Raw genomic sequence first — 22,808 nt, 5'->3', positions numbered from 1 at the left:
ATCCGGGTGGACGGATCAGCGCGTTACCGCCCGCAGGCGGTAGGTGCAGCTGGCGTAGTCGCCCCGCAGATCGGAGACAACCAGTCCGATCTGCATCAGCCGGTCGCCGCCGACAGCCGGGGATTCGCCGGTGGCGGTCGTCCCTTCGCGGCCAAGGGCTTCCTCATCCGCCGCGCCGGTCTCAATCACGTAATCGCGATTCGGATCGAGACCGCGCAGGGCGAGGCGCCGGATCGCCCCGTTCGGCTCGGCCAAGACGCGGAAGTAAGCGACGAAGGCTTCGCTCTTGTCGGCGCTGACGAACATCCAGGCGGTGTCGCCCCGGCCCTCAAACGGACTCTGAAGCCGGTACATATCGCCCTGCTGCACGAGCGAGCGAATCTCCTTATACTGGGCGATCTGCTTGGCGGCAAGCCGCTTCTCCGCCTCTGTGAAGCGGGTCAGGTCCAGCTCATAGCCGAAATTGCCGCTCATGGCGACGTCGCCGCGGATGGCCAGCGAGGTGTGCCGGTCCACCTGGTGGTTCGGCACCGCTGAGACATGCGCGCCCATGCTGCTGGCCGGATAGACGATGCTGGTGCCGTACTGGATGGCCAGCCGCTCGACGGCGTCGGTGTCGTCGCTGGTCCAGGTCTGCGGCATGTAATAGAGCATGCCGGGATCGAAGCGTCCGCCTCCGCCCGAGCAGCTCTCGAACAGAATGTCCGGGAAGCGGGCCGTCAGGCGCTCCAGCAGATCGTACAGGCCGAGCATGTAGCGGTGGGCCGTCTCCTTTTGGCGCTCGGGAGCCGCCGCCGCAGAAGCAATTTCGGTCATATTGCGGTTCATGTCCCATTTGACGTACTGAATCGGCGCACTGCCGAAGACGGCGCTCAGCGTCTCGTAGAGGTAATCGCACACCTCGGGACGCGACAGATCCAGAATAAGCTGCTGGCGGCCTTCCGTCCGCCGACGTCCGGCCGCATGCAGACACCAGTCGGGGTGCTTGCGGTACAGCTCGCTGTCGGGAGAAATCATCTCCGGCTCGACCCACAGCCCGAACTTCAGTCCCTGATTCCCGACCCGGGCCGCAAGGTCGGCCAAGCCGCCCGGCAGCTTGCGGCTGTCTTCGAACCAATCGCCGAGCGAGCTGTTGTCGCTGTCGCGCTTGCCGAACCAGCCGTCGTCCAGCACGAACAATTCGATGCCGAGCGGACCGGCCTCCCGGGCGATGGCTTCGATCTTGTCGGCATCGAAGTCGAAATACGTCGCTTCCCAGTTGTTGACCAGAATCGGCCGTTCCTTGTCCCGGTAGACGCCCCGGCACAGCCGGGTCCGGTACAGGCGGTGATAGGTGCGGGACATGCCGCCCAGGCCTTCGCCGGAATAGACCAGCACCGCCTCAGGCGTCTGGAAGGACTCGCCCGGCTCCAGCAGCCAGGAGAAGTCGAACGGGTTGATTCCCAAGGTAACTCGGGTCTGTCCGAACTGCTCGACCTCGGCTTGGGCGGCAAAGCTGCCGCTGTAGACCAGGCTGAAGCCGTAAGCGTCGCCGCGGTCCTCGTCGGTACCAGGACGAAGGAGGGCGAGGAACGGGTTGAACTGATGGCTGCTGGAGCCGCGGCGGCTCTCCAGGCGCAGGGCGCCCGGCGCCAGCGGGCGGCGCTGGACATGGCGTTCCCGCGCCCAGGCCCCCGACAAATACAGCGCCTCGTACTGCGAATCCGCGAGATCGACGGATACGCTGGCGGCCTCCTCGATCCGCAGCGGCTCCTTCCCGGCATGCTCAAAACGCACGGACCGGGTGATGGCGGAATGATCCGCGAACACGGTGTAGAGAAGCGCTGCCTTCAAGCCGGAATATTCGTCGGCGAGAAGCAGCTCCAGCGTCAGAGCTTCTTCGTCCGTCTCCGCGTATACCGCAGGAAGGCCGGTCAGCGCCGGCTTGCCCGGAAGGATGCGGTAGCCGGCATAGCGGAGTTCCGTGATCCGGGAGCCGTCGGCCAGCTGAACCTGGTAAGCCGGCTGGCGGAAGTCGCTCGTGCCGTACTGCGGATATTCCTGGGGCAGCGCATCCAGCGACAGCTGCGGGGCGGAGGGGTCGGGAGTCGGCGAGAACGAGGAGCGGGCGCGAAGCTCCAGCACATCCGCAAGTCCGGCATCGTGGCGCAGCAGGGGACCCCAATATAAGTGGGCCGGATAGCCCTCAATAATCCGAAGCAGATAGCTGGCGCCCCTGGATTGCAGATGGAACAGGCCGCACGCTTCGTCAACATGAATCTTCATCAATGCATACACTCCTCTTATGTGTAAAAATGAGGGAGCCGCCGTTATTTAGGCGGCCCCGAACTGCTGCGGACGATCAGCTTCGTTCCGACGATCGTATGGGCGGGCGCTTCGCGCCCTTCGAGCCGTTCGATCAGAAGCTGGGCGGCTGCCTTGCCCATCTGTTCGGGATAGGCTCGAATTGTGGTCAGAGGCGGCTGGACATAAGCCGCCAGGTCAATGTCGTCGAAGCCGACAACGGAGAGGTCGTCCGGCACGGAAATGTTCCGGTCATGCAGCGCCCGCAGGGCGCCGATGGCGAGCGGATCGCTGGCGGCGAAGCAGGCGGTCGGCCGGACCGGACCCTCCTCCAGCAGGTCGGTCATCATCCGGTAGCCGTCGGCGCTGCTCCAGCCGCCTGTACGCACGAGAGAGGGATCGAAGAGCCCCTTCTCCCGGAGAATGCGTTCGAAGTGGAGACTCCGGCCTTCGCTGAAGCCTCCGCCTCCGATAAAGGCAATCCGCTCATGGCCGAGCTCCAGGAGATGATGCAGCGCCTGTTGGACGGCTTGGCGGAAGTGAAGGCGGACGGAATCGTATTCGGGCAGATCGTCATACCGGTCCACGAGAACGATGGTTCCGGGATCGGGATGAATGTCCAGAAGTTCCCGGAGTTCCATAGAACCGCCGACCACGATCCAGCCGTCACATTTACGGGCAGCCGCGGCAGGCTGGCGGCCGCGCAGCGTCTGGCCCAGGGTGAGCCCCAGTTCCTCGCATCGCAGCTCCACCCCCCGGCGGATGGAAGCGTAATAGGGATCGTCCCGCTCTTCTTCGAGCGAGCACCATAGCAGAAGGGAGACGGTCCTGCCGGCCCGTTCCGTATTCCGCTTCATCTGCTTGAGCCGCCCGGGCTTATAGCCGAGCCGCTCCGCTTCGGCAAAGATGCGGGCCCGGGTCTCCTCGCCCACAGCGAGCGACAGATCGCCGTTCAGCACGCGGGATACGGCAGCGGGCGATACGCCGGCCCCGCGGGCAATATCTTTGATGGTAGCCATTAAGAATCACGCCTTTAACAGAAGGATGGGTACAGGGGGCAGAAACGATCAAGTCGGATAATATTTAGTTAATAATTTTACTAAATCTTTATGCCCATCCTATCACTTCTTTAAAGGGCATTCAAGGTTTTCCTGCCGAGCCGACAAGACATAAGCCCGGGCCCTGATCGGAAGAGATCAGGGCCCGGGCTATGAGAACCGTATTCCGCTTCCGGATGGCGCTCCGGCTAAGGCAGAATCTTCTTATACTCATTCGGCGTTACGCCAACTACCCGTTTGAAGAGCTTGTTGAAGTATGCGGGGTCGGGATAGCCGACTTCCGCGCCGATGGAATGCACCTTCATATTCGGCTCCTGACGAAGCAGAAGCTTGGCTTTCTTGATGCGAATTTCGGTAATATACTCGGTCAGGGTAAGTCCGGTCTCCTGCTTGAACAGCTTGCTGAGGTAACTGGGAGTCAGGAACACCATTCCGGCCAGCGAATTCAGGTCCGCATGCTGGTTGTAGTTGGCGGCAATCCAGCGTTTCACATGCTCGACCGCTTTGCCGCCGAGCTCCTTGCGGACGCCGCGGATCTGGTCCAGCGCAGGGAGCAGGGAGCTGAGAAACAGCTCCTCCATCTTGGCGAACGTCATACAGGAGAGGAGAGATTTCTCCAGCGTCTCCCGTTCTTCCCGCGACAACGGGAACAAATCCTGGAATTCCTTGGCCGCCTCTTCCTCGACATTGCGGCAGAAGCGGACAATTTCTTGCGGCTCGGCCCGGCGCAGCCGCAAGGCGGCAAATTGCTGCCTCAGCCATTCCGTAACCCGGTCGGTTGACAGAATTTGCAGACTCTCGCCAAGCTCCTTCCAATCGGCGGCGGTCGGCTCGGAGACGGACTCCGGCGTCGGCGCCAGATCTTCGCTGTAGGCGAAGAACAGGGAAGCGTCGCTGTATATGCCGGCATAGCAGGCCCGGCTGGCTTCGACATAGGCCGCTTTCAGTTCGCTGAGCTGGGAGCGGGAAGCGCTGGCTCCGACGTGGACCGGCGCTCCGCCGCCTGCGGAGAGCAGGGGCTTGAAGAACTGCCGGATGGCCTCGGGAGTGGGTTCTTCCGGGAAATAGCCGATCCACATCTGCAGCAGCGGCTGCAGCGTGAGGCAGTCTGTATCCAGGCCGTTGACCATCCGAAAGTGCTCGCTGCCTTCCAACATGGTCTCCGAGTTGCCAGCCCGATGAACGCAGACCGCATAGAAGGGCTGGGGGAGAGAGAGCATCGGCGCCGAAGAGTGGCTGGCCGATCCGGCGTGCAGATACGAATCCAGCAGCCGGAGCCGCAGACGGTTCTCCTGGTCGGCCCGTTCCCGGTTCTCGGTATCCAGGCGGTGGAGCAGTCCGAACAACTGCTCCTTGTCAATCGGCTTGAGCAGATAATCAACCGCAGAGTAACGGATGGCGTCCCGCGCATAACTGAACTCGGTGAAGCCGCTCATCAGAATGCAGCGGGTGTTCGGGTAATGCTCCTTGACCTTGCGAATCAGCTCCAAGCCGTCTACCTCGGGCATTCGGATATCGGTGATTACCAGGTCGATTCCGCCTCCGGACAGAAGCTCAAGCGCTTCCCGCCCGTTCTGACAGCTCCCGGCCACATGGAAGAATTCGCTCTGTTTGGAGATCATTCTGGACAAGCCCTCTCGAATCAGGACTTCATCGTCAACGATCAATATACTCAGCAACTGGGAAACCTCCTTAACTGGACTGTGAAGCGCTTATTCGGGTGCTAGGGTTCTTCTATCGAATCTTCTTGTTCAGCGTGTACCGGGAAGCGGAGGGTGACCGACGTTCCGAGGCCTTCCTCGCTTTCAACCTGAAGTCCGGCTTCCGGACCGTAGTGCATGCGGAGCCGCTCATTAACATTATGCAGCCCGATTCCGAAGCGGCTGGCTTCCTCCTCTCCGAAGTCGCCGATAACCCGGTTCAGACTGCTGTTTAGCGCTTCGAGCGTCGCTTGGTCCATGCCGACACCGTCGTCGCGTACCGTGAACAATACGAAGTGGCCGGAACGTTCGGCAGTTATGGCGATGGTGCCCAGCCCTGCCTTGCGCTCGAGCCCGTGGAAGACAGCGTTCTCGACTATGGGCTGAAAGACGAGTTTTAACACAGGCAGTTCCATCAGCGAATTCGGAACCTGAAGATCGAGCCGGAATTTATCCGGAAAACGGATTTGCAGCAGGTTAAAGTAATTGCGGACATGCTCCAGCTCCTGGCGCACCGTAACCGCCTTGTCGCTTCGGGTAATGCTGTACCGCATCTGAAGGCCAAGCATGTAGGTCAGCTTCGCGACCCGGGGATCGTCGTTGCTCTCGGCCAGCATGCGGATCGACTCCAGCGTATTGTAGATGAAATGAGGATTAATCTGGTTCTGCAACGCGCGCATGTCGGCTTTCTGCTTGCGTTTCTCAGTCTCGGTCACCTCTGACAGAAGAGCCTTGATGCGAATAATCATCCGGTTGAAATGGCTTCCGAGCATCCCGATTTCATCGTTGTACTTGGGCTCGATCCAGACGTTAAGGTTGCCGTGCTGAACCTTCTTCATCAGCCGGACCATAGATTTGAGCGGCTTGGTCAGAGCATGGGAGAAGAGAGTGGCGACAATCAGAGCGAACAGGAGAATACCCAGAGTCAGCAGGAGCTGCCGGTCCCGCGTATCCTTGATGCCCGACAGAATCGCCGTCAGCGGAATGTCGACAGAGGTCACCCAGCCGGTCTGCGGCGAGACGTGATAGGCAAGAAGATAGCGCTTGCCATTCTCTTCATACTGGAAGCTGCCGCTGTCTCCTTCGCGACGGGTACGCATCAGATTCAAATGCTTGTTGGGATCGGAGCTTCCGGCCGAGTAGACGATGCGGCCCTGGTCGTCGGTAATCATGGAGGTGCCCCGGGTTACCGAATTGACCGGATCGAGAATATCCCGCAGCATGCCGACATCAATGTCAAATATAACGATTCCGATATCGTTCAGTCTGCTGGTTGATTTGATGGTTCGCATGATGCTGAAGACTTCTTTGCTCTGTCCTACATTGACAGACACAGAATGCCTGCCCTCCAATACCGGAGCGGTTCCGGCATGGGAGAGCAGGCTGCGCCAGCGTCCGAGCTGATCCGAAGTAGAGACCACGTTGAGTCCGACCATTTTGTCGTAGAAGACATTGCCGAATTTATCGACCAGGTAGACAGCGGTAATCTCCTTCTTGGTATGGCTGAGATATCCCAGAAACATGCTCATGCTGACACTCTTGTCCCAGTCCGTAACCGGCTGCTCCAGGTAATACTGAACGTCCGCGTTATAGAGCGGCAGCAGAGTGGAGCGCTTCACATCGGCGATATAGCGGTCAACCGTATCTGCTGCGTTGACGGTCATCAACTCGGCATTATTGGTGGCGCTGCGCAAATCCGAGTTGTAAGTGGACTGCGCCGAAAGAAAGCTGACTACGGAGATGGGCAGGGACAGCAGGAACACGAATATAAGAATCAACTTCTTCTCCATGGAGAGATCGGCGAGATACAGCCAACCTCTTCGGAAGAATTGGCCCGTGCGGGATATCATCAGAGTGTGGAGTCCTTTCTAGGCTTTACTTGACCGCGCCGCTTGCCACCCCTTCAAAGATGTAGCGCTGAAGGAACAGATACAGCACAATCGTCGGAAGCAGAATCAGCAGGATGGCGGCACAGATCAGATTCCAGTCGGCGGAATTGACGCCCTGGAAGCGCATAAGCACCGTGGTTACAACGCCGAGGCTCTGCTTCGGCATATACAGATACGGAATATACATATCGTTGTAAATGCTGATCGTCTTCAGGATGATGAGCGTAGCTGTTGCCGGCGTCAGCAGCGGGAAGATGACGGAACGATAAATTTTGAACAGCGAAGCGCCTTCGACCATCGCGGCTTCATCCAGGTCGTACGGAATATTGCGGATGAATTGCAGGTAGAGAATAATCTGGATAACGTCGGCTCCGATATACAGAACAATAGGGGCGCCAATGGTGTTATACAGGCCAAGACTCTTGATAATGCCGAAGGTGGCCACCTGCGTGGTGATGCTCGGTATAACGGTTGCCATCAAGTATGCGCCGAACACAAAAGGTTTCAATTTGAAATCGAAACGTCCCAGAACATATGCTACCATCGTACCCAACAAGATGTTCAAGGTCAATGAGACGACAATAATCAGAAGGACGTTTCCGAAGCCGCTGACCAAATCTCCGCGTTCAAAGACGATGCGGAAGTTGTCGAAGTTGAAGAAATTTTTCGGCAGGGCCATCGAGTTGCTCGTATTGAATTCATCGGTTGATTTGAACGCATTGATGATAACAATATACGGCGGGAAGAGAACGACGAACACGCCGATCAGCAGAGTCAAATATTTAAACAGCGATACAGGTTGAAGCAGCGTTTTTTTCATATCAGTTCTTGCCTCCTCTGCCGAGCACGAGTTGCTGAAGTCCCACGACCACAATGACAAAGAGCAGGAGAATAATGCTCATCGCCGATGCAAGGCCGTAATTGTTGTAGGCAAAGGCGGTATCAATAACCCGCATGACGTACGTCTGGCTCGCGCCGGCCGGTCCGCCTTTGGTGAGAACGAACGGAAGGTCGAATACTTCCAGCGCGCCGGTAACTGTCAGGAACAGATTCAGCCCGATAACCGGCTTCATGTTCGGCAGCGTAATCCGCCACAGCGTCTGGGCCGAGTTCGCGCCGTCGATCTTCGCGGCTTCGTAGATATCGCTCGGAATGGCCTGCAGGGAAGCGATGTAGATAACCATGTTGTAGCCCATGAAGCGCCAGAGTCCGGTGGAAGCCAGCGAGTAGTTAACAAGGCCTTCCTTGCCCAGCCAGCTGACATCGCTGTGGATGCCGAGACTGTGCAGCAGCAGGTTCAGCGAACCGTTGGTAGTATCGAAGACAAAACCGAACATAAAGGCAACGGCGACGCCGTTCATAATATAAGGCAGGAACAGCAGGATGCGGAAGAAATAGCGTCCTTTCAGCTTGCTGTTCAGCACAACTGCGAAATAGATCGCAACAATATTCTGTACAAGGCCCATTACAAAATAGGCAAAGTTATGTTCAAAGACTTTAAAAATATCGGAATTGGAGAATACCTCGCGGTAATTGTCCAGTCCGACCCATGGCTTCTCGGGGCTGTAGCCGTCCCAATTCGTGAAGCTGTAATAAATGAGCTTGATAGCCGGGTAGTACGTAAAGGTGGCCAGCAGGGCCAGCGGAATCAGGAGAAAAGCGACGATAATGATGATCTTCTGTTTCTTGTAATTCAGCGTTCCGAACACTCCATCGACCTTCTTTCTGTATGGGGGGAGATGTGGGCGACGGCAAAATGGATTACCCGCACCTGCGTATAATCCATTTTGCGCCGCTACATTGTCTGACAGTATGGTTTCAGTTGCTCAGCTGCTCCTGAAGGTTGGAATTATTGGCCGAGAACTTCTTTTCTGGCCTTGGCCCAAGCCTTGTTCCACTTGTCGAACACGCTTTCCGGGTTCTTGGCGAGCACGAATTCCTGAGCGATGGCCGGCAGGTCGATCTGAGCCTTGTTCTGAATGTCGATAACCTGTGCGTTGTCCGGAGTTCCTTCCTGAAGCACAACGCCGGTAGACTGGAATTCCTTCAGCTGCGGCAGAGCCGATTCCTTGCCCTTGATCGGGGAAATGAAACCTGCGAAATCTTCATAACCGGATTCGGTCAGCATCCATTTCAGGAATGCCTTGGTTGCGTCCATGTTCTTGCTGTCCTTGTTGACGGCATAGAAGAAGTCAGGGCTCAGAGCAGCGCGGAGCTCGCCCGAGTTATCGGTCGGCAGCGGGTAGAAGCCGATATCTTCGGCTGCGGCGCCGGCGCCGATAACCTGGTTGATAACCCAGTTGCCGAGGAAGTAGGCGGCGAACTTGCCGCTCGCTACGTCTTTCTTGGACTGCTCCCAGTTCGTGGAGTTGATGTCCTTCTCCAGGTAGCCCTTCTCGTTCAGTTCACGCAGCAGGCTGAAGGATTTGCCGTAGCCGTTGTCCATCGTGAACGGCGTATCGGTGTTCAGCTTGTCGTTCGGGAAATCAGCCTTGTTCTCGATAATGCGAGGCGCGTCGTAGACCCAGTTGTTGATTGGCCATTTGTCCTTGAAGTTGGAAGCCAGCGGAATGATGCCTTTGGCTTTCAGCTTCTCGCAGGCAGCCAGGAACTCGTCCCAAGTCTTCGGAAGCTCGGTAATGCCGGCTGCGGCATAAGCTTTCTTGTTGTACACGATGCCGGATGTGGAGTTGCCGGAAGTGATGCCGTACAGCTTGCCTTCATAAGACTTGAAGTCCTTGAATGTAATTTGGTCGTTCAGGCCGAGATCGTCCAGCGGAGCGAAGTATTTCGGCAGATCGGAGTTCGGAATCGTCGGGATGAACATCAGGTCAGGCAGCTCGCCGCTGGCCATTCTGACTTTCATCTGCTGGTTGTAGTCGGTCTGGGAAGCTTCAAATTCAATTTTGATGTTCGGGTACTTCTCATTGAAGCGTTTCACATACTCGTCGTATTCCTTGCCGATCATGTCGGTGCGGTTGGTGAGGAAGGTCACCTTGCCGCTAATGTTGGTGTCTTCTCCGGCAGGTGCAGCGGAAGTTCCTGCTGCGGCGCTCGCAGCAGGAGCGGCCGAAGCCGGCTTGCTGCTGGAAGCGGCATTATTATTATTGTTGTTGTTTCCTCCGCAGCCTGCCAGCGCAGTGGACAAACCCATAAGAATAACGGAACCTAACAAAACTGATTTCTTTTTCAATTCTTTCGCCCCTTTTCAAGTGGTTGTTAGCGTTTACATTGAAATTATATAACTCGTAAGCGCTTTTTTAAATGGATTGTATTATTTTTTATTGTCTTCGTTTGTCTTTTTTGCGATGATACTCCTATGAACTTGATAACAGGAATATAACAAAAAGCTACGAATGACAACAGAGTACAATGAAATCCATTAGACCCGGTGCTATTTTGGTTAAGTGGCTTCGGCCAAAAAACAGCACATCCATGGAGGATACCAACATGAGCCAGATTAGGCAAGTTCCGCTGAACCAGTGGCGGATGAAACAGGCGGACGAAGACGAATGGATGGCGGCTAAGGTTCCGGGCTGCGTGCATACCGATCTGCTGCGCAACGGCAAAATTCCCGACCCTTTCAGAGGAACGAATGAACAGGATCTGCAATGGATTGAACAGAAGAATTGGGAGTACGTCTCCGAATTCGAATTGCCCGATGGCGCCGACGGCTGCGATTGGGCCGAACTTGTCTTCAAGGGTCTCGATACGTATGCGGAATGCTGGTTGAACGGGATTTCCCTTCTTCAGGCGGACAATATGTTCCGCGAATGGACGGTTGATGTCCGTGATGCGCTGCAGACCGGCACGAATACGCTTCGAGTCCTGTTCCGCTCGCCGGTCGGGATGGACCTTCCGAAGCTGCGCGGGCTGGGCTATCCTCTGCCGGCTACCAATGACCAGAGCGAGCTCGGCGGCCTTGGAGAAGACCGTATCAGTATTTTTGCCCGAAAAGCTCCATATCATTATGGATGGGATTGGGGACCCCGATTCGTAACGGCCGGAATCTGGCGGGAAGCTTATCTCAATCTTGGAAACGGCGTGGAAATAAACGACATATATATGAAGCAAAAATCGGTTACGGCCGAACGCGCAGACTTGACGGCCGTTGTGGAGCTGCGTTCCGCTGCCGGCCGCGCCGGAACTCTTCGCGTGGCGGCAGACGGTGTTGTCCGGGAACAGCGGGTCCGGCTTGAGCCGGGTCATCGGACGCTTAAGCTGGACATCGAGCTGCCCAAGCCCCGTCTCTGGTGGTCCCGCGGATTAGGGGAGCCTGCGATGACGGATTTTGCAATCGCTTTTGTAGGCGACGACGGAACGGAAGCAACCGCGCAGGCGCGGACGGGCCTGCGCGAAATCCGGCTGATCCGGGAACCGGATGAGCAGGGTGCTTCCTTCTATTTCATGCTGAACGGCGTTCCGGTCTTCGCCAAGGGAGCGAACCATATCCCCAATGACAGCTTCCCGTCGGAAGTGACGGAGGAGCGTTACCGGTACGAAATCGCTTCGGCCGCCTACTCCGGCATGAATATGATCCGGGTATGGGGCGGAGGGTATTATGAAGACGATGCCTTCTACCGGCTGTGCGACGAATACGGACTCCTGGTATGGCAGGACTTCATGTTCGCATGCAGCATGTATCCGGGCAATCCCGAATTTCTGGAGAGCGTGCGTCAGGAAGCGGTATGCAATATTAAAAGACTCCGCAACCATCCCTGCCTAGCCCTCTGGTGCGGCAATAACGAGATCGACTCCGCCTGGGCGCATTACGGTGAGGATATGGGCTGGGGCTGGAAGAAGGACTACAACCAGGAGCAGCGGGAAGAGATCTGGGCGGCTTATGAAGCGATCTTCCACATGATCCTGCCCCAGACTTTGAAGGCGCTTCACCAGGATGTCGCCTACTGGCCTTCTTCCCCGCTGCGCGGGCTGACCGGCGACGACCGCCAGCATGCCATTGCTATCGCATCCGAAGGAGACGTTCATTATTGGGGCGTCTGGCATGCGGACGAGCCGTTCGAGAATTACAATGTCAAAGTGGGGCGGTTCATGAGCGAGTACGGCTTCCAGTCATTCCCTGAAATTGATACCGTGCTGCGCTACGCGGAGGAAGAGGATCTGGAGCTGGAGTCTCCGGTTATGACGGCCCACCAGAAGAACGGCACCGGCAATATCAAAATCAAATCCTATATGGAACGCTATTTGCCCGAACCGAAGGATTTCAGGGGATTCCTCTACTTGAGCCAGGTTCTTCAGGCCGAAGGCATCCGGGTCGCCATCGAGAGCCATCGCCGTCACAAGCCTTACTGCATGGGTACCCTGTACTGGCAGCTGAACGACTGCTGGCCTGTAGCCTCCTGGGCGGGAATCGACTATTACGGCCGCTGGAAAGCGCTGCAGTACGCCGTGCGCCGCAGTTTCCGGGAGATTATTCTGTCTGTGGTGGAGCAGGAGAGCGGAGCCCTGGACGTGTACGCCGTATCCGACCGCCGCACTCCGGTGGAAGGAGAGCTGCGGATTGCGCTGCATGATGCCCGCGGCGGCTTGCTGCAGGAGCGGACCCTGCCGGCAGCGTTGGATGCGGATGTGTCGGCATGGCTGTGCAGTCTGCCGGCGGGCGAATGGCAGGCCGGACGGAAGAGAGAGGATATTATCGTCCACCTCTCGCTGAGCGAAGGCGAAGAACTGCTGGATGAGAAGATCTTCTTCGGAGCCTCGGCCCGGGATCGGCGGGACGAGCGTCCCAAGATCGAAGTGAAAGAGACGCTTACCCCGGACGGAGCCGTCTACACGGTCTCGACCAATCTTCCGGCCCGCAGCGTCCGCCTGACCAGCAGCAGCGAAGGGTTCTTCACGGACAACTTCTTTGACCTGCTGCCGGGAGAGCCCCGAACCGTCGGATTCCTGCGCCGCTGCGGATTGGAGGAGAGCGAGGCGTTGGCTCCGGCCCGCGCAGCGGACGTTGCGGCTCATTCCATGGCGGATTTTATCGCGGAAGCGGTCCGCTAGATCTCTGTCATCGGCCTTGCTCTTAATTCTCAATTTAAAGGGGAGTACCAACAATGAGTATTTATGTGCGTGAACAGGAAGGACTGTTCCACCTGCAATCGGAAGGCATGAGTTATATTCTGCAAATCCGGGACGGCCTGCCTGTCCATCTGTACTGGGGCGGCAGATTGGAAGAGCGGGAATCGCTGGACGGCCTGTCCGTCAAAACGCCGGAAGGCGCCGGACTTGACCGGCTTCCACAGGAATATCCGCAGTATGGAAGCGGCGATTTCCGCATTCCGGCTTATCAGGCCGAACTGACAGACGGCACGCGGGTAACCGAGCTGCGCTACCAGGGCTATCGCATCCTGCGCGGCAAGCCGGCGCTCGCGGGGCTGCCCGCGGTGTACACAGAGCGCGAAGAAGAGGCCGATACGCTGGAGCTGGATCTGGCGGATGCCTACTGCGGCCTCCGGGTAACGCTGGTCTATACGGTCTTTGCCGACCGGAACGCGGTGGTTCGTTCGGCGCGCCTCAAGAACGAAGGCGGCGCGGACTTGCGCCTTCTGCGGGCGCTCAGCGCCAGCATTGATTTTGCCGACGGAGACGATCTGGAGATGATCTATCTGTCCGGCTCCTGGTCGAGAGAAGCGGTCATCAACCGGCGGCCGCTCCGTCAAGGGGGCACGCGGATCGACAGCAAGCGGGGCGTCAGCAGCCATCAGCTCAACCCGTTCGCCGCTCTGGTGCGGGAAGGGGCGACGGAATCGGCGGGCGACGTCTACGGCTTCAGCCTCGTGTACAGCGGCGGCTTCGAAGCGGAGGCGGAACGGGATGCGTTCGGCTCCGTGCGGATGGCGATCGGGCTGAACTCGTTCGACTTCTCCTGGCTGCTGAAGACCGGGGAAGAGTTCCAGACGCCGGAGGCCGTAATGGTCTACTCCGGGGAAGGACTGGGCGGCATGTCGCGCATCTATCACCGGCTGTACCGGACACGTCTGTGCCGCGGCGAATACCGGGACAAGGAACGTCCGATTCTGGTCAACAACTGGGAAGCGACTTACTTCAACTTCGACGCCGATAAGCTGGTGTCAATCGCCGAAGAGGGCTCGAAGCTCGGAATCGAGCTGTTCGTGCTGGATGACGGCTGGTTCGGCAAGCGGGATTCCGACAATTCGTCGCTGGGCGACTGGTTCGAAGACCGGCGGAAGCTGCCGAACGGTCTGGCCGATGTGGCAGAGCGCGTGAACGCGCTCGGACTGAAGTTCGGTCTCTGGTTCGAGCCGGAAATGATTTCGCCGGACAGCGAGCTGTACCGCAAGCACCCGGACTGGTGCCTGCACGTGCCGGGGCGGCGCCGGAGCGAGGCCCGCTGGCAGCTTGTACTCGATTATACCCGCAAGGAAGTGCGGGACTATATCTATGACTCGATGGCAGCGATCTTCAATAACGTGCCGATTGCGTATGTCAAATGGGATATGAACCGCAATTTGACCGAGATCGGGTCGGCTGAGCTTCCGGCGGAACGCCAGGGCGAGACGGCGCACCGCTATGTACTGGGTCTGTATGAGCTTCTGGAACGGATTACGGCGGACTTCCCGCATATTCTGTTCGAGAGCTGCTCGAGCGGCGGGGCCCGCTTCGACCCGGGTATGCTGTACTACATGCCCCAGACCTGGACCAGCGACGACACCGACGGCGTCGAGCGGCTCAAGATCCAGTACGGCACCAGCCTGGTCTACCCGGTCAGCTCCATCGGCGCGCATGTCTCGGCTGTGCCGAATCACCAGGTGGGGCGGATCACGCCGCTTGACTTCCGGGGCGATGTGGCGATGTCCGGCAACTTCGGCTACGAGCTGGATCTGACCCAGTTCACCGACGAAGAGAAGGAAGTCGTCAAGCGCCAGGTTGAAGCCTACAAGGAAGTCCGCAGCCTTGTGCAGCAGGGCGACCTGTACCGGCTGAAGAGCCCGTTCGAGGGCAATGAGACGGCCTGGATGTTCGTCACGCCGGACAAGCGCGAAGCGCTGGTCTATCATTTCCGCGTCATGGCCGTGCCGCATCCGCCGCTCAGCAGCCTGAAGCTGCAGGGGCTGGACCTGTCGCTGGAATACCGGGTGACCCCGGGCCGCAGCGGAGAGAGCGCCCTTCACGGCGGCGACCGGCTGATGCGCGTCGGTCTGGGCCTGTCCTACCCGCAATACGACTACCAGAGCGGCTGGTTCAAGCTGACCGCCGAGTAATACGGCTTCGGGGAAGCCGGAGGGCATCCGCCGGCTGTGCCGGTTGTTCGCCCCCGCTTGCCGCCAAGATGAACGGCCGGCGGACGCTGTCCGGACTTCGGTACAGCGATCCGCTCCGGGCCAGAACAGAAACGGCTACCGCCTTCAATAGAGGGACGGTGTGCCGTTTCTTGTTCATTCGGAACGTTGCCGGAACGATAATCACAGATGGAGGAGTTAGATATGCTGACTGTTATGAACCTCGAAGGAGAATGGAAGCTGCAGCTGGATGCGGAGAAACAGGGGCTCATCCTCCCGTATACCGACTCCATGAACCTGCCTGGAACCACGTCCCATGCCCGCAAAGGGCCGCGCAGCGAAGAGCGGCGGATCGACTCTCTGACCGATCCGTACCTGTTCGAAGGCTGGGCCTGGTTCTCCCGGGAGATCGACATTCCGGAAGAACTGTCCGGCATGACCAGCTTTCTCTTCCTGGAGCGGACGCGGATAACGACCGTCTGGCTGGACGAAGAGGAAGTAGGCAGCCGGGACAGTCTGAATGCTCCGCACCTGTATGAACTGACGGGCCGCCTGGAGGCCGGACGGCACAGGCTGACCATACGGGTGGCGAATACGGATTATCCTACCCGGGGCGGACATTTGACCTCGCCCGACACCCAGACGAACTGGAACGGAATTACGGGACGGATTGAGCTGCAATTCTGCGGGACTTCCCACTTAAGCCACGTCCGCCTGGACCCCGATGTTCCGGGACGGTCTGTCCGGATTACGGCGAAGCTTCGCGGTTCTTCGAGCGCCACGCTTACCGTATCGGCTTCGGGCGCCGGCGAAGATTCGACGCGCCGCGTTCCGGCGCAGAACTACGCCGCGGAGCCGGGCGCGGTCTCGGTTATCTATGAGCTGGGGGCCGACGCCCTGCGGTGGAGCGATAGCGAGCCCGGTCTGTATAATCTGACGCTGACGCTCACGGATGCGGAAGGCAAAGTCGCGGACCGGCACGAGCTTCTGCTGGGCCTTCGGGAATTCAAGGCAGAAGGCGATAAATTCACGATCAACGGAGAGAAGACCTTCCTGCGCGGCAAGCATGACGGCCTGATCTTCCCGCTGACGGGCTATGCGCCGACCGATGCGGAGGAATGGGTGCGCATTCTCCGAATCGCCAAATCTTACGGAATCAATCACTACCGCTTCCACACCTGCTGTCCGCCGGAGGCGGCGTTCACGGCCGCAGACAGGCTTGGCATCTACATGCAGCCGGAGCTGCCTTTCTGGGGGACAGTCACGGAGGAAGGCGAGGAGAATCATAACCAGACGGAACAGGATTATCTCATCCGCGAGGGCTATGCCATTCTGGAAGCGTTCGGGAATCATCCGTCCTTCGTCATGATGTCGCTCGGCAACGAGCTGTGGGGAAGCCGTCCGCGGATTGATGCCATTCTGGAAGCGTATCAGGCATTCGACGACCGACATCTCTACACCCAGGGGTCCAACAATCACCAGTGGGTGCCCGAAGTGCTGGAGCACGATGACTTCTTCTCCGGGGTGAGGTTCACCCGGGACCGCTTGATCCGGGGCTCCTACGCCATGTGCGATGCCCCTCTCGGGCATGTCCAGACCGATGTGCCGGGAACGATGAAGGATTACGACGATGCGATTGTGCCGCCGGACTTCCGGAGGGGACAGGAACAGGGCAACGGAGAGGATGGACAGATGGCCGGGACCGGAACCGTTCAGATTCAATACGGGACGGAAGCCCGGACAGTTCGGACAGGCGAAGTCTCCGGGGAATGGATTCCGCGCGTTCCGGTGGTCTCGCATGAAATCGGACAGTATGCGACGTATCCGGACTTCGCAGAGATCGGGAAATATACCGGCGTATTGAAGGCGGAGAATTTCAAAATCTTCCGTGAACGGCTGGAGAACCGGGGGCTCGGCCATCTGGCCGAAGCCTACTCGGCAAGCTCGGGGCAGCTTGCAGCCGCCTGCTACAAGGAAGAGCTGGAAGCGGCCTTCCGCTCCCGGCGTCTGGCCGGATTTCAGCTTCTGGACCTTCAGGACTTCAGCGGGCAGGGAACGGCGCTGGTCGGCGTACTTGACGCTTTTATGGAATCCAAGGGAATGGTAACGCCGGAAGAATGGCGGAGCTTCTGCGGAGAAGCGGTTCTCCTGGCCCGGTTCCCGGTCTATAACTGGACTGCGGGCGAGAATTTCCGTGCCCATGTGGAGCTGTGCGATTACCGGAGCCGCAGCCGGCGGGATACAGTTGTCCGGCTGGAATGGGAGCTGACTGCGGGCGGAGACAAGCTCGCCGAAGGGACCGCCGAAGCCGCCGCAACCGGAAATTACACGGATCTCTGCGATCTCGAGTTCCCGCTCCCCGGGGTGAAGGCGATGACCCGTGCGGCATTGTCGCTGCGTATTCCGGAGACGGACATTGCCAAAACCTATGATCTCTGGATCTACCCCGAGCAGGAGAGGGGCGTGCTGGACAGCCTAATCTGGTTCCGGGAGCTGTCGAACGCGGCGCTGGCACTGCTGGAACAGGGGGAGAGCGTGCTTCTGCTGCCGAGTCCGGGGGAGCTGGAGAACGCCGTACAAGGAATGTACAGCACGGATTTCTGGTGCTATCCGATGTTCCGCTCAATCTCCGAGAGCATGGGCAAGCCGGAGCCCGTCGGAACCCTGGGTCTGCTCATCGAGAACGGGCATCCCGTCTTCCGCGATTTCCCGACAGAGGCGTATTCCACCTATCCCTGGTGGACGGTTGTCGAGAATTCCGCCTCCCTGATTCTCGACGAGTTGGAGACCGAATGGAATCCGATTGTCCGGACCATCGACAATTTTGAGCGCAACCATCATCTGGGCCTGCTGCTGGAATGCCGGGTAGGCGAGGGGCGCCTGCTGATCTGCCCGTTGAACCCGGAGAAGGCGGAGGAATCGCCGGAGGGCAGACAGTTCCTCGCAAGCCTTGCGCGGTATGTGCAATCGGAGGCGTTCCGGCCGACTGTCCGCATGGATGCAGAGGCGCTGCGGCGGCTGATTCGCTGAGTGCCGGTGGGCAAGACGATCTGGAAGTCTTGTCTGATTTTGTGATACCACAACATAACAGAGTTATAGAATAGAACAAATGCCTCCATTTCATGATGGGCCAGAGCTTGGTAGAATGCCAATTAAACCGCTTACATAACAGAGCGGGGCTTCGCACCGTTCATCTGGTAAGTCATCACTAAATGGGAGGGTATTATGAACAATTTAAGAAAGGCTGTAGCTGCTTCGCTTACGGCGCTCATGCTGACTACGGCGTCGGCGCCCGCTTTCGCTCTGCAGGCAACTGGCGGCAACAGCAGCCAGGCATCGGCGCGCGCCGCTGTGGCGGCTTCGGATCTGACCGGCCATTGGGCCGCGTCCAGCATCGCCAAATGGAAAGACCGCGGAGTGATCGGCGGCTATGAGGACGGCTCCTTCAAGCCGGACCGCAGCATTACGCGTGCGGAATTTGTCTCCGTCCTGAACAAACTGTTCGGGTACAGCGCTTCAGGCAGCGGCAATTTCTCCGATGTGCCCGCAGGTGTATGGTATGAGAAAGAACTGGCCGCCGCCAAGGCAGCCGGTTATTACGAGGGCTTCCCGGGCAATCAGGCGAAGCCGGCAGAAGCGATCACCCGGCAGGATGCGGCGACGCTGCTGGCCCGCATCTTCGAAATGGAGAATCCGGCCGGCGCAGCTTCGGTATCCTATAAGGACGCTTCCCAGATCAGCGCCTATGCCCAGGCGGCGGTCGGTTCGCTGAAGAACGTTACTACCGGATATGAAGACGGCACGTTCCGGCCGCTCGGCAAGATCACGCGCGCAGAGACGCTGGCGCTGCTCGACCGCCTGGCCGGAAGCTATTATGCCAAGAGCGGCGAATATTCGGACGGGACACTGGCCGGCAATGCCGTTGTCTCGAAGCCGGATGTAACGCTCAAGAATATGACGATTAACGGCAATCTGTATCTCGCTGCAGGAATCGGCGACGGCAATACCAAGCTGGAAGGCGTTACGGTCAAAGGGACTGTCTTCGTGTCAGGCGGCGGCGAGCACACCGTTACGCTCGACCATTCGACGCTGAACAAGGTTCAGGTAGACCGCAAGGAAGGAAGCGTACGCGTTCTGGCGACCGGCTCCACGCGGATCGAGACGCTGACGGCGGACAGCGCCTCCAAGCTGGAGCTTGAAGCCGGCGCCTCCATCGGCAGCGTTGTATTGAACCAACCGGTTGCCGTCACGCTGGCAGCCGGAGCGAAGATCACGACCCTTACGGTAGCAGCCGCAGCCGGCCAATCGGTCATCTCCGGCAGCGGCGACATCGGCAGCCTGGTCGTACAGGCCGCTTCGGTAACGGTCAACGGCAAGACGGTGAGCACCGGGACCGCAGCGGTAACCGGCGGACAAGCGGCATCGCCTTCTCCATCGGCCTCGCCTGCACCGACGGTCGCTCCGTCTGCGGGCGGATCGGGATCGACGCCGACTCCGGGCGCAAGCGTTACGGTCGATCTGGCCGACAAGGATGCTACGTCGCAGACGCGCTCCCTGTTCGCTTATCTTCAGGATATCCGGGGCAAACATATTCTGTTCGGACATCAGCACGCTACGGATGAAGCGCTGTCCAAGCCTGTGAACGGCATGACCTCGGATACGTATGCGGCCGTTGGCGATAATCCCGCCTTGTTCGGCTGGGACACGCTCAGCCTGGAAGGCTTCGAGAAGCCGGGCTCCCGCGAATATACGCCGCAGCAGAACCGCGACAATCTGATTCAATCCATGAAGGCGGCTTATGCCTCCGGCGGCGTGCTGACGCTCAGCTCCCACATGCCGAACTTCGTGACCGGCGGCGATTTCTATGATACTAACGGCAATGTCGTGAGCCATATTCTGCCGGGCGGCGACAAGCATGACCAATACAATGCCTTCCTGGATCAGATTGCCGATTTTGCCAACCATCTGAAGGATGACAGCGGCAACGCCATTCCGGTCATCTTCCGTCCGTTCCATGAGCAGAACGGCAACTGGTTCTGGTGGGGAGCGGCATTCACGACCAAGGAGCAGTATAAGGAAATCTACCGCTACACCGTTGAGTATCTGCGCGACACGAAGGGCGTTCACAACTTCCTGTACGCCTTCTCGCCGGGCAGCCCGTTCAACGGACTGGACGAGACATTCCTGAAGACGTATCCGGGCGACGACTATGTCGATATTCTCGGATTTGACAGCTACTACAACGGCTCCAGTGCCGGATGGTACGATTCCATCGTGGATGACGCCAAGCTGATCTCCAAGATTGCGGACAGCAAGGGCAAGGTGGCGGCTTTCACCGAGTTCGGTTATTCGGGTATGAAGCGCACGGGCAATGCGGACAAGGAATTCTACACCACGCTGATCGAGAAGCTGCAGGCGGATCCGGACGCCAAGCGAATGGCATTCATGCTGACCTGGGCCAATTTCGGATACAATTCGATTTATGTGCCTTACCGTGATTCGGCCCTGTATCCGGGCGAAAATCAGGAACTGCTTCCGGACTTTACAGCTTTCTATAAGGATGATTATACGTACTTCACACGGGATTTGAGCGGCGTCTACCAGCGGCAAGTGACTACTGAGGAAGAGCAGCCGTTCATGCACATCGCTTCGCCGATCGACCGTCAGACCATTGAGTCGCCAACCACGGTAATTCGTGCCCGGGTGCTAAACGAGCAGCCGACGAAGGTTGTCTTCCTGTTGAAAGGCTCCGAGACGGAGCATCCGATGACATTGGATGCGCGAGGCTTCTACTCGGCTTCTTGGCAGCCGGGAGCGGAGCTGAACGGAAGCGAAACCGACCTGACTGTGAAAGTCTATGCGGCGGACGGCAGCGTCCAGAGCCAGACGATCAAGCTCTACTTCGGCATTCCGGAAATTACGATGAAGACGTATACATTCGATACGGATATCAGCGGTGTCAAGAGCGATGGCACCTGGCAGGGTTCCGGGCCGATGAGCGCCGAATTCGAGCATGCTACCGTGAACCAGGACGGTAAGCTTGGAATCAACGTCACGAGCCTAGTCTATACCGAGAATAACGATGATACCTGGCAGGAGATCAAGATCGGCCTGACGGATCTGGAGAGCGTTCCGCTGAACAAGGTGGGCCGCGTCAGCTTTGAGGCTCTCATCCCGCTTGCAGCGGGCCATAAGGACCCGGAAGCCAGCATCCGCGCAATCGCGGTTCTGCCACCAAGCGACAATAAATTCTATTCGGCAGACCAGCCGAAGCTGAAAGATCTGCCGAAGGTTACCGTCGGATCCGATACTTATGCGCTCTACCAGGCATCGGTTGACTTGAACGATCTGGATCTGAGCAAGTCGGCGACGGGCCTCATGGTCGCGCTGGTCGGCAGCGGTCTCGATTATACCGGTCCGCTCTATGTGGACAATCTGAAGCTGTCAAATGTGTATGCGAAGACGAGCGGAGATCCTGCGCGCGTAGATGATTTTGAAGGCTATAAGAACAGCAATGATCTCCTTCAATCCGCATACAGCGCCAAAGGAGACACCAACAGCATTACTCTGGATTCCAGCCACAAGATTGAAGGCAGCAACGGGCTGAAGCTGGGTTACACACTGGCAGGCGAAGGCTATACCGGCATTGTCAAAAGCTTGGGTTCGGTGGACTGGTCCTCTACGGGACGCCTGAAGCTCTGGCTGACCCCGGACGGCAGCGGCAACAAGCTGGTCGTGCAGGTCAAAGCGAACGGAGCCACCTTTGAAGCCTATCCGTCGCTTCAGGGTACGACGCCGGGCTGGGTAGAAATTCCGTTCAAGGATTTTGTGACTGCCTCCTGGGATACCGGCAATGCCGGCAAGAAGCTGGATACGATCAACGCGAAGAAGGTTTCGGAGTTCGCTATCTATGTCAACGCTCCGGCCGGAAGCTCCTACAGCAAGACCAATCCGTTCAAGAGCACGCTGTATATAGACGATATTCGGGTCGTTGCCGGTGAGGCCGGCGATATTCCGGTCGGCGTCGTACAGGACGGCATGGCGCCGGGCACGCTGTTCGATTTCGAGAAGGATGCCGGAAGCTGGAAGGTTGGTGAGAACCATCTTCAAGCCAAGGCGCCTGCTGTAACGGGCGATGTCTCCAGCGGCGGAAGTAAGGCTCTGGCCGTTGAATTCACACCCGCTGCCGCCAGCGATAAGAGTTATTTCCTCGCCGGCAGCGAGGTGAAGATGAACTGGAACGGTTCCAAGACGCTGACCGCCAAGGTCAAGCTCTCTTCCGGAACCGCCAAGGCGAGTCTTTATATCAAAACCGGCAACTGGGTTTATACAGCCGGAGACGCGGCAACGGTTGACGCGAACGGCTTTGCGACGCTGACTCTCAATCTGCCGGGCGTGTCCAATCTGGATACGGTTCTGGAGCTTGGGGTCAAGGTTGAAACAACCGCCGCCGGCGAATCTGCCATCCTCTATCTGGACGATGTAACCCTCTCCAGATAACAGAGACCGGGACAGCGTTTAAGAACCCTAGAATAAGCGGACACATCAAGAGGCTGTCCCAAAAGTAGATATTTCTAAGCTGAGAGGGACCACCTCCACTAAAAAGTAAACAAAGCGGCCGTTCAA

General features: G+C 58.3%; 11 protein-coding genes. 4 read left to right on the top strand and 7 right to left on the bottom strand.

Features of this window, described 5'->3' with window-relative positions:
* Window positions 1-15: 15 nt before the first annotated feature.
* The 7 genes from RBI05_RS18345 to RBI05_RS18315 all read right to left on the bottom strand — a co-directional run bounded on the left by RBI05_RS18345 (window position 16) and on the right by RBI05_RS18315 (window position 10,084).
* A complete protein-coding gene (locus tag RBI05_RS18345; RefSeq protein WP_310552093.1) occupies window positions 16-2,265 on the bottom strand; it encodes an alpha-galactosidase in 2,250 nt (749 codons plus the stop codon).
* Between the two features lie 44 nt (window positions 2,266-2,309).
* Window positions 2,310-3,302, bottom strand: a complete 993-nt coding sequence (locus RBI05_RS18340) for a LacI family DNA-binding transcriptional regulator (protein WP_310552092.1) — start codon at window positions 3,300-3,302, stop codon at window positions 2,310-2,312.
* Window positions 3,303-3,529: 227 nt separating this feature from the next.
* A complete protein-coding gene (locus RBI05_RS18335) occupies window positions 3,530-5,020 on the bottom strand; it encodes a response regulator transcription factor (RefSeq protein ID WP_150457694.1) in 1,491 nt (496 codons plus the stop codon).
* A 44-nt stretch (window positions 5,021-5,064) separates the two neighbouring features.
* Complete coding sequence (locus RBI05_RS18330) at window positions 5,065-6,891, bottom strand: cache domain-containing sensor histidine kinase (RefSeq protein WP_150457693.1); 1,827 nt, start codon at window positions 6,889-6,891, stop codon at window positions 5,065-5,067.
* 25 nt (window positions 6,892-6,916) lie between these two features.
* Window positions 6,917-7,750 carry a carbohydrate ABC transporter permease gene (locus tag RBI05_RS18325; RefSeq protein ID WP_150457692.1) on the bottom strand — a complete coding sequence of 278 codons (834 nt, stop codon included), beginning with the start codon at window positions 7,748-7,750 and terminating at the stop codon, window positions 6,917-6,919.
* Window position 7,751: 1 nt separating this feature from the next.
* Window positions 7,752-8,639 (bottom strand): carbohydrate ABC transporter permease, encoded by an 888-nt coding sequence (locus RBI05_RS18320; RefSeq protein WP_150457691.1) that lies wholly within the window; start codon window positions 8,637-8,639, stop codon window positions 7,752-7,754.
* Window positions 8,640-8,779: 140 nt separating this feature from the next.
* Window positions 8,780-10,084 carry an ABC transporter substrate-binding protein gene (locus RBI05_RS18315; RefSeq protein ID WP_223879817.1) on the bottom strand — a complete coding sequence of 435 codons (1,305 nt, stop codon included), beginning with the start codon at window positions 10,082-10,084 and terminating at the stop codon, window positions 8,780-8,782.
* 296 nt (window positions 10,085-10,380) lie between these two features.
* Between RBI05_RS18315 and RBI05_RS18310 the strand changes: the two genes are divergently transcribed.
* The 4 genes from RBI05_RS18310 (at window position 10,381) to RBI05_RS18295 (ending at window position 22,682) form a co-directional block, all read left to right on the top strand.
* Window positions 10,381-12,942: a beta-mannosidase gene (locus RBI05_RS18310; protein ID WP_310552091.1), complete on the top strand. Its 2,562-nt coding sequence runs from the start codon at window positions 10,381-10,383 to the stop codon at window positions 12,940-12,942.
* 53 nt (window positions 12,943-12,995) lie between these two features.
* The gene (locus RBI05_RS18305) at window positions 12,996-15,164 is read left to right on the top strand and encodes an alpha-galactosidase (protein ID WP_310552090.1); all 2,169 of its coding nucleotides are present in this window, start codon (window positions 12,996-12,998) and stop codon (window positions 15,162-15,164) included.
* Between the two features lie 222 nt (window positions 15,165-15,386).
* Entirely contained in the window at window positions 15,387-18,212 is a 2,826-nt protein-coding gene (locus tag RBI05_RS18300; protein WP_310552089.1) for a glycoside hydrolase family 2 TIM barrel-domain containing protein, read from the top strand.
* 195 nt (window positions 18,213-18,407) lie between these two features.
* Window positions 18,408-22,682 carry a glycosyl hydrolase gene (locus RBI05_RS18295; RefSeq protein ID WP_310552088.1) on the top strand — a complete coding sequence of 1,425 codons (4,275 nt, stop codon included), beginning with the start codon at window positions 18,408-18,410 and terminating at the stop codon, window positions 22,680-22,682.
* The last annotated feature ends 126 nt before the right edge of the window (window positions 22,683-22,808 follow it).

Source organism: Paenibacillus glufosinatiresistens (assembly GCF_031470375.1).
Lineage (GTDB): Bacteria > Bacillota > Bacilli > Paenibacillales > Paenibacillaceae > Paenibacillus_AQ > Paenibacillus_AQ glufosinatiresistens.
Note: the sequence above shows the minus strand (reverse complement) of the source record. Positions and strands in the feature narration are given on the sequence as shown.

Bases quoted from the DNA above. Each gene is read 5' to 3' on its own strand.
- RBI05_RS18300 (WP_310552089.1), top strand. From the start codon at position 15,387: ATGCTGACTGTTATGAACCTCGAAGGAGAATGGAAGCTGCAGCTGGAT.
- RBI05_RS18325 (WP_150457692.1), bottom strand. From the start codon at position 7,750: ATGAAAAAAACGCTGCTTCAACCTGTATCGCTGTTTAAATATTTGACT.
- RBI05_RS18315 (WP_223879817.1), bottom strand. From the start codon at position 10,084: ATGGGTTTGTCCACTGCGCTGGCAGGCTGCGGAGGAAACAACAACAAT.
- RBI05_RS18310 (WP_310552091.1), top strand. From the start codon at position 10,381: ATGAGCCAGATTAGGCAAGTTCCGCTGAACCAGTGGCGGATGAAACAG.
- RBI05_RS18295 (WP_310552088.1), top strand. From the start codon at position 18,408: ATGAACAATTTAAGAAAGGCTGTAGCTGCTTCGCTTACGGCGCTCATG.
- RBI05_RS18345 (WP_310552093.1), bottom strand. From the start codon at position 2,265: ATGAAGATTCATGTTGACGAAGCGTGCGGCCTGTTCCATCTGCAATCC.
- RBI05_RS18305 (WP_310552090.1), top strand. From the start codon at position 12,996: ATGAGTATTTATGTGCGTGAACAGGAAGGACTGTTCCACCTGCAATCG.
- RBI05_RS18330 (WP_150457693.1), bottom strand. From the start codon at position 6,891: ATGATATCCCGCACGGGCCAATTCTTCCGAAGAGGTTGGCTGTATCTC.
- RBI05_RS18340 (WP_310552092.1), bottom strand. From the start codon at position 3,302: ATGGCTACCATCAAAGATATTGCCCGCGGGGCCGGCGTATCGCCCGCT.